This is a genomic window from Stenotrophomonas sp. 3diitr2024 (assembly GCF_042136455.1).
GTDB lineage: Bacteria > Pseudomonadota > Gammaproteobacteria > Xanthomonadales > Xanthomonadaceae > Stenotrophomonas > Stenotrophomonas sepilia.
Window position 1 is genome coordinate 1 of record NZ_JBHHMJ010000231.1, and the last position, 1,068, is coordinate 1,068.

Below are 1,068 nucleotides of genomic sequence, written 5' to 3' on the forward strand. Positions count from 1 at the left end.
AGCCCATGCTCGGCTTCTGCAGGTCCCGTGATCTGGCCGGGAAGCAGCCGAGCGTGGGCTCGGCTCTACAGTATCCCTTTACCAATCAAGGGTGCCGGTGATCACCGTCTGCACCTGGCCGCCCGACCAGACCTCGCCGTCCTCGTCGACCCGCAGGGTCAGGCGCGCATCGTGGCCGACTTCGCGGCCTTGGCTGACTTCGAACGGCGCACGGCCACGTGGCAGCGCGTCGCGCAGGTCCAGCCACGCGGCCAGCACTGCATTGGCGGCCCCCGAGGCGGCGTCCTCGAAGCGCCGACCATTGCCGACGAAAGCGCGCACGGCCAGATCGAATCCCTCACTGCCATCGCTGAAGGCATAGGCGAACACGCCCATGCTGTCGGTGGACTCGGCCAGCGCAGCCACCGCGTTCCAGTCAGGGCGCAGCGCGCGTAGTGCTGCTTCATCGGCCACCTGCACCACCCACCAGCTGCGTCCGCCCTGCATGCGCGCCGGCGGCAGCGAGCCCAGTGGCCAGTCCTTCAGTGCTGCCCGCAGGCGCGGATCGGTGGCTTCAGCGGTCTCCGCCAACTGCGCGCGCGGGGTGCGGATGGCGATGCGCTGCTGCGCGCCCTCACCGCTGACGCGCAGCGGCAGGGCGCCGGCAATGCCGTCCTGCACCAGCACGCCGTCGACCGGTGTGGCCAGGCCTGCCTGCAGCACCGCATGCGCCGTGCCGACGCTGGGGTGGCCGGCGAACGGCACTTCCTTCTGCGGGCTGAACATGCGCAGCCGGTAGCTGGCACCGGCGGCCTGGGGCGGAAACACGAAGGTGGTCTCGGGCAGGCGCGTCCAGCGCGCGATGGCCTGCATGCTGGCATCGTCCAGGCCGTCGGCATCGAGTACCACGGCCAGCGGGTTGCCAGCGCCGGCGCGCGGGGAAAACACATCCAGCTGCAGGAAACGGCGGGTGGTCATCGGGGCGAAACTCCAGGATCGGGTGGCGCGCAGCTTAGCGCGCGGTTGTAGAGCCGAGCCCATGCTCGGCTGTGTCGGGGCGTGAGAAGAAGCAGCCGAGCGTGGGCTCGG

The 1,068-nt window shown here is 70.5% G+C and carries 1 protein-coding gene; it reads right to left on the reverse strand.

What is annotated here, in order from left to right; translation table 11 throughout:
* Positions 1 to 78 precede the first annotated feature (78 nt).
* Positions 79 to 957 (reverse strand): PhzF family phenazine biosynthesis protein, encoded by an 879-nt coding sequence (locus tag ABGA94_RS05220; protein WP_111127825.1) that lies wholly within the window; start codon positions 955 to 957, stop codon positions 79 to 81.
* Positions 958 to 1,068: the final 111 nt, after the last annotated feature.